The following is a 6,807-nucleotide window of genomic DNA, read 5'->3' on the forward strand; positions in this document are numbered from 1 at the left end:
TTGAGGGGGCGTGGGAGCGGGCTTGCCCCTCGATGACGTCAACTCGGCACTGTATGTTGTTCTTGCTGGCGCTATCGCGGGGCAAGCCCGCTCCCACGGTTCGCGCGGCCTCAAGTTTTGCTGGTTACCACCATCTTGCGTGCATGGGCCAAGGACTCTTTGGTCAGGTCGATGCCGCCGAGCATCCGCGCCACTTCCTCGACCCGCTCGCGCTTGGCCAGGCTGGCCACGGCGGTGTGGGTGGTGTCGCTGTTGCGCACCTTGTGCACGAACAGGTGGTGATGCCCCTGCGCCGCTACCTGCGGCAGGTGGGTCACGGTCAGTACCTGGCCGCGCTCGCCCAGGCGGCGCAGCAACTGGCCGACGATCTCGGCGGTGGGGCCGCCGATGCCGACGTCCACTTCGTCGAACACCAGCGTGGGGATGCGCGAGGTCTGTGCGGTGATCACCTGGATCGCCAGGCTGATACGCGACAGCTCACCGCCCGAGGCCACCTTGGCCAAGGCCTTGAGTGGTTGCCCCGGGTTGGCGCTGACCAGCAGCTCGATCTGCTCCAGCCCGTGGGGTGAGAGGTCGCCATTGTCGAAGGGGGTAAGCGCGATGCAGAAGCGCCCGCCCGGCATGCCCAGGCGTTGGATTTCCTGCTCCACGGCGGTGGCCAGTTGTTTGGCGGCTTGTTCGCGTAGGGCGCTCAGTTCGCGGGCCCGCTCTTTATAGTGCTGGGCAAAGGCTGCCAGTTCTTCGCCCAGGCGTTCGATCGATTCATCGCTGGCGTTCAGGCCTTCGATCTCTTCCATCAGGCGCTGCTGCAGCTGCGGCAGCTCGGTGGGGTGCACGCGGTGCTTGCGGGCGAGGGTATAGATAGTGTCGAGGCGCTCTTCGAGTGCTTGCAGGCGTAGCGGGTCGGCATCGAAGTTGTCGAGGAAGCGGTTCAGTTCACCGACGGCTTCTTCTACCTGGATTTGTGCGCTGGCGATCAGGTTGACTGCCTCGCCCAGGGCTCTGGGGGCATTGCTGACTGCGGTGAGGCGGTTGAGGCTGACGGTCAGGGCGCTGAGTACGTTGCCCGAGTCGCTTTCGCTGCACTGGTCGATAACCTGGCGGCAGATGCCGAACAGCGCCTCGGCGTTGGTCAGGTTCTTGTGTTCCTGCTCCAGCAGCTCCAGCTCGTTTTCGCCGAGCCCGAGGTTGTCCAGTTCTTCGAGCTGGTAGCTCAGCAGCTGGTGGCGTGCGCGCTGCTCGTCGCCGGAGTTGCTCAGGCGCTCGAGCTCCTGGCGGGTCTGGCTCCAGCGCTTGGCTGCAAGCTGTACCTGGCGGGCCAGGTCGATGGCGCCGGCATACTCGTCCACCAGGCGGCGGTGGGTGTCGGTTTTGAGCAGGGACTGATGTTCGTGCTGGCTGTGGATGTCGATCAGTAGCTCGCCCAGGGCCTTGAGGTCGCCGAGCGGGCAGGGCGTGCCATTGATGTAGCCGCGGCTGCGGCCTTCGGCGGTGATCACCCGGCGCAGGATGCAGGGGCCGTCGCTTTCGAGGTCGCGTTCGGCGAGCCAGCCATGGGCCTCGGGGATGTCCACCAGGTCGAAGGTGGCGAGGATGTCCGCCTTGTCTGCGCCTGGGCGTACTACGCCACTATCAGCACGATCGCCCAGCGCCAGGCCGAGGGCGTCGAGCATGATCGACTTGCCGGCCCCGGTTTCGCCGGTGATCACGGACATGCCGCGGGCGAGTTCGAGGTCGAGGTGTTCGACGATGGCGTAGTTGTGAATGGACAGGTGCACCAGCATGTGGGCGGCTCCCGAAGATGTTGTCTGGATATTTATACAGTGCTTTTTGCTGGTCTGACAATGCCCGGCTGATGAATGTGGATTTCCCTCGCAGCCCTTGAACCTGGTTTTTCCGACCCCATATAGCCGGCAAGACAAGGCGAGCCTGGCTCGCACAACAGAAATTGCGGAGGAGATACCCAATGGCTGACGAACAGCTGGATGAAAAGAACCTGAACCCCGAAGAGGCCGTTGCAGCTACTGCCGACGCCCGCGTTCTGGAGCTCGAGGAGCAGCTGGCCGCCGCCAAGGATCAATCCCTGCGCGTCGCTGCAGAAGCGCAGAACAGCGTTCGTCGCGCTGAACTGGAAGTCGACAAGGCTCGCAAGTTCGCCCTGGAGAAGTTCGCCGGCGACCTGCTGCCGGTGATCGACAGCCTGGAGCTGGCCCTGGCCCACTCCAACGTCGAAGACGAGCAGGTCAAGAAGATCCGCGAAGGCGTCGAGCTGACCCTGAAGATGTTCCAGGACACTCTCAAGCGCTACAACCTCGAAGCCATCGACCCGCACGGCCAGCCGTTCAACGCCGAGCACCACCAGGCGATGGCCATGCAGGAAAACGCCGAGGTCGAGCCGAACAGCGTGCTGAACGTGTTCCAGAAGGGTTACCTGCTCAATGGCCGTCTGCTGCGCCCCGCCATGGTGGTGGTCAGCAAGGCGCCGGCGGCAGCTCAGCCATCTATCAACGAGAAGGCTTGAAATCCTGCTGGGCATCCCCATTTAGGTGTCAAGCACTCAAGTATTTCCGCAGTCGTCTTGTGTAGTCGCTGCGACCAAATTCAAGTTTCGGGAGAGTTAACATGGGCAAAATCATCGGTATCGACCTGGGGACCACCAACTCCTGCGTCTCCGTGCTGGAAAACGGCACCGCCAAGGTTATCGAGAACGCTGAAGGCGCGCGTACCACGCCTTCGATCATCGCCTACGCCAACGACGGCGAGATCCTGGTTGGTCAGTCGGCCAAGCGCCAGGCAGTCACCAACCCGCACAACACCCTGTTCGCGGTGAAGCGCCTGATCGGCCGTCGCTTCGAAGAAGATGTCGTGCAGAAAGACATCAAGCTGGTGCCTTACAAGATCGTCAAGGCCAACAATGGTGACGCCTGGGTAGAGGCCGCCGACAAGCAGATGGCTCCGCCGCAGATCAGCGCCGAAGTCCTGAAAAAGATGAAGAAGACCGCCGAAGACTACCTCGGCGAGCCAGTCACCGAAGCGGTCATCACCGTTCCGGCCTACTTCAACGACAGCCAGCGTCAGGCGACCAAAGACGCCGGCCGCATCGCTGGCCTGGACGTAAAACGTATCATCAACGAGCCGACCGCTGCTGCGCTGGCCTACGGCATGGACAAGGGCAAGGGCGACCACACCGTCATCGTCTATGACCTGGGTGGTGGTACCTTCGACGTGTCGGTCATTGAAATCGCCGAAGTCGACGGTGAGCACCAGTTCGAAGTACTGGCCACCAACGGCGACACCTTCCTGGGTGGCGAAGACTTCGACATGCGCCTGATCGACTACCTCGTCGACGAGTTCAAGAAAGAGTCCGGCATGGACCTGAAGAACGATCCGCTGGCCCTGCAGCGCCTGAAAGAAGCCGCTGAAAAGGCCAAGATCGAGCTGTCCTCGGCTCAGTCGACCGACGTCAACCTGCCGTACATCACTGCAGATGCCACCGGTCCTAAGCACCTGAACGTGAAGATCTCCCGCGCCAAGCTGGAGTCGCTGGTAGAAGACCTGGTCAACCGTACCATCGAGCCATGCCGCATCGCTCTGAAAGACGCCGGCATCGACGCCAGCAAGATCGACGACGTGATCCTGGTCGGTGGCCAGACCCGTATGCCGATGGTGCAGAAGGCTGTTGCCGACTTCTTCGGTAAAGAAGCGCGTAAAGACGTCAACCCTGACGAAGCCGTGGCCATGGGTGCTGCCATCCAGGGCGCCGTACTGGCCGGTGACGTCAAAGACGTACTGCTGCTGGACGTCAGCCCGCTGACCCTGGGTATCGAAACCATGGGTGGCGTGATGACCGCGCTGATCGAGAAGAACACCACCATTCCGACCAAGAAGTCGCAGGTGTTCTCGACTGCCGACGACAACCAGGGCGCCGTGACCATTCACGTGCTGCAGGGCGAGCGCAAGCAAGCTTCGCAGAACAAGTCGCTGGGCAAGTTCGACCTGGCTGACATTCCGCCAGCACCACGCGGCGTGCCACAAATTGAAGTGACCTTCGACATCGACGCCAACGGCATCCTGCACGTCGGCGCCAAAGACAAGGCCACCGGCAAGGCTCAGTCGATCGTGATCAAGGCCAACTCCGGCCTGTCCGACGAAGAGATCGAAAAAATGGTGCGTGACGCCGAGGCCAATGCCGAGGAAGACCGCAAGTTCGAAGAGCTGGCCGCTGCCCGTAACCAGGGTGACGCGCTGGTTCACTCGACCCGCAAGATGGTCAATGAGGCCGGTGACAAGGTCACTGCCGAAGAGAAGACTGCCATCGAGGCTGCCGTGGTTGCCCTGGAAGCCGCCGTCAAAGGCGATGACAAGGCTGCCATCGACGCCAAGGTCGAGGAGCTGTCCAAGGTCTCCGCGCCGGTTGCTCAGAAGATGTACGCAGAGCAGGCCGAGCAGCCGCAGGGCGGCGCCCAGCAGCAGGCCGAGCCGGAAGCCAAGCACGATGACGTGGTTGACGCCGAGTTCGAAGAAGTGAAAGACAACAACAAGCAGTAATGCCTGCACGTTGTCGGCCAGCTCAACGGCGTTTGCCGATGAGCTGGTAGGATGTCGCCGCGCGGGGGCTTGCTCCCGCGTTGGCGTATCTGGAATTCGAGAATTTTTACAGCATTTGTCGGGTGCCTTTTGTGGTCGCCAGGCAAGTGTTGATGGCGCGGCGCGGATGCCGGACGCCCAACAAGGTGCAAATGACCTATGTCCAAGCGTGATTATTATGAGGTCCTGGGTGTCGAGCGCGGCGCCAGTGAAGCTGACCTGAAAAAGGCTTATCGCCGGCTGGCGATGAAGTTCCACCCAGACCGCAACCCGGGTGACAAAGAGTCGGAAGACAAGTTCAAGGAGGCCAACGAGGCCTACGAAGTGCTGTCTGACGCGAGCAAGCGCGCGGCGTTCGACCAGTATGGCCACGCCGGCGTCGACCCAAGCATGGGTGGCGGTGGTGCGGGCTTCGGCGGCGCCAACTTCTCCGACATCTTCGGCGATGTCTTCAGTGACTTCTTTGGTGGCGGCCGTGGTGGCTCGCGTGGCGGCGCTCAGCGCGGCAGCGACCTGCGCTACACCCTCGAACTGAATCTTGAAGAAGCGGTGCGTGGCACCACGGTCAGCATTCGCGTGCCTACCCTGGTCAACTGCGCGCCGTGCGACGGTTCGGGTGCCAAGAAGGGCTCGACCCCGTCGACCTGCCCGACCTGTGGCGGTATCGGCCAGGTGCGCATGCAGCAGGGCTTCTTCTCGGTGCAGCAGACCTGCCCGCGCTGCCATGGCCAGGGCAAGATCATCACCGACCCTTGCAATTCCTGCCATGGCGAAGGCCGTGTCGAGGAATACAAGACCTTGTCGGTCAAGGTGCCGGCTGGCGTCGATACCGGCGATCGCATTCGCCTGTCCGGCGAAGGCGAGGCGGGTGCTCATGGCGGCCCGACCGGCGACCTCTACGTGGTGATCAACGTGCGTGAGCACGGGATCTTCCAGCGCGACGGCAAGCACCTGTACTGCGAAGTGCCGATCAGCTACACCGACGCAGCCCTGGGCGGCGAGCTGGAAGTGCCGACCCTGGATGGCCGCGTGAAGCTGAAAATCCCGGAGGGCACCCAGACCGGCAAGCAGTTCCGCCTGCGCGGTAAAGGTGTGGCGCCGGTGCGTGGTGGTGCGGCGGGTGACCTGCTGTGCCGCGTGGCGGTGGAAACCCCGGTCAACCTCAGCCGTCGCCAGCGCGAGCTGCTCGAAGAGCTGCGTGCCTCCCTCGAGGGCGACAGCTCCCACTCGCCCAAGGCCAGTGGCTGGTTCGAAGGCGTGAAGCGCTTCTTCGGCGATCTCTGACAAGGAACAGGCTATGCGACGTATTGCAGTGATGGGCGCGGCAGGGCGGATGGGCAAGACCCTCGTCGAGGCGGTGCAGCAACAGGCGCCACAGGCAGGCCTGACGGCGGCGATCGATCGTCCCGACAGCTCGCTGGTCGGGGCTGATGCCGGTGAGCTGGCGGCCCTGGGCCGGATCGGCGTGACGATCTGCGACGACCTGGCCAAGGTGGTCGACGAATTCGATGTGCTGATCGACTTCACCCACCCTTCGGTGACCCTGAAGAACCTGGCGTTCTGCCGCAAGGCGGGCAAGGCCATGGTCATCGGCACCACCGGTTTCACGCCGGAAGAGAAAGAGCAGCTGGCCGAGGCGGGCAAGGAGATCCCGATCGTCTTCGCTGCCAACTTCAGCGTGGGCGTCAACCTGAGCCTCAAGCTGCTGGACATGGCGGCCCGGGTGCTGGGTGATGATGTGGATATCGAGATCATCGAGGCACACCACCGGCACAAGGTCGATGCGCCCTCGGGTACTGCGCTGCGCATGGGCGAAGTGGTCGCCAATGCACTGGGGCGTGATCTGCAGGAAGTGGCGGTCTATGGCCGTGAAGGCCAGACCGGTGCCCGTGACCGCAAGACCATCGGTTTTGCCACGGTGCGTGCCGGCGACGTGGTCGGTGATCACACCGTGCTGTTCGCCGCCGAAGGTGAGCGCCTGGAGATCACCCACAAGGCGTCGAGCCGCATGACCTTCGCCAAGGGTGCGGTACGTGCCGCGCTGTGGCTGGATGGGCGTGAGCCTGGGCTGTACGACATGCAGGATGTGCTCGAGCTGAACTGAGCCTGTGTGCTCGGCGCTTCGTGGGGCGGGCTCGTGGGAGCGGGCTTGCCCCGCGATCACCGGCAAAGCCGGTGCCAGGCATCAGTTGCCTGCATCGCGGGGCAAGCCCGCTCCCA

General features: G+C 63.1%; 5 protein-coding genes. 4 read left to right on the forward strand and 1 reads right to left on the reverse strand.

The window, feature by feature from the left end:
- Positions 1 to 110 precede the first annotated feature (110 nt).
- The gene (gene recN / locus ACO6VM_RS15435; RefSeq protein WP_279847558.1) at positions 111 to 1,784 is read right to left on the reverse strand and encodes a DNA repair protein RecN; all 1,674 of its coding nucleotides are present in this window, start codon (positions 1,782 to 1,784) and stop codon (positions 111 to 113) included.
- A gap of 182 nt (positions 1,785 to 1,966) precedes the next feature.
- Between recN and grpE the strand changes: the two genes are divergently transcribed.
- From grpE to dapB, 4 genes are all read left to right on the forward strand, one after another.
- Positions 1,967 to 2,521, forward strand: a complete 555-nt coding sequence (gene grpE / locus ACO6VM_RS15440) for a nucleotide exchange factor GrpE (protein WP_390966788.1) — start codon at positions 1,967 to 1,969, stop codon at positions 2,519 to 2,521.
- A gap of 101 nt (positions 2,522 to 2,622) precedes the next feature.
- Entirely contained in the window at positions 2,623 to 4,548 is a 1,926-nt protein-coding gene (gene dnaK / locus ACO6VM_RS15445; RefSeq protein ID WP_110995197.1) for a molecular chaperone DnaK, read from the forward strand.
- 198 nt (positions 4,549 to 4,746) lie between these two features.
- Entirely contained in the window at positions 4,747 to 5,871 is a 1,125-nt protein-coding gene (dnaJ, locus tag ACO6VM_RS15450) for a molecular chaperone DnaJ (RefSeq protein WP_347150342.1), read from the forward strand.
- A 13-nt stretch (positions 5,872 to 5,884) separates the two neighbouring features.
- Entirely contained in the window at positions 5,885 to 6,691 is an 807-nt protein-coding gene (gene dapB, locus ACO6VM_RS15455; RefSeq protein WP_401060447.1) for a 4-hydroxy-tetrahydrodipicolinate reductase, read from the forward strand.
- Positions 6,692 to 6,807: the final 116 nt, after the last annotated feature.

Source organism: Pseudomonas sp. GZD-209, from assembly GCF_049310485.1.
GTDB lineage: Bacteria > Pseudomonadota > Gammaproteobacteria > Pseudomonadales > Pseudomonadaceae > Aquipseudomonas > Aquipseudomonas sichuanensis.

Bases quoted from the DNA above. Each gene is read 5' to 3' on its own strand.
- recN (WP_279847558.1), bottom strand. From the start codon at position 1,784: ATGCTGGTGCACCTGTCCATTCACAACTACGCCATCGTCGAACACCTC.
- grpE (WP_390966788.1), top strand. From the start codon at position 1,967: ATGGCTGACGAACAGCTGGATGAAAAGAACCTGAACCCCGAAGAGGCC.
- dnaK (WP_110995197.1), top strand. From the start codon at position 2,623: ATGGGCAAAATCATCGGTATCGACCTGGGGACCACCAACTCCTGCGTC.
- dnaJ (WP_347150342.1), top strand. From the start codon at position 4,747: ATGTCCAAGCGTGATTATTATGAGGTCCTGGGTGTCGAGCGCGGCGCC.
- dapB (WP_401060447.1), top strand. From the start codon at position 5,885: ATGCGACGTATTGCAGTGATGGGCGCGGCAGGGCGGATGGGCAAGACC.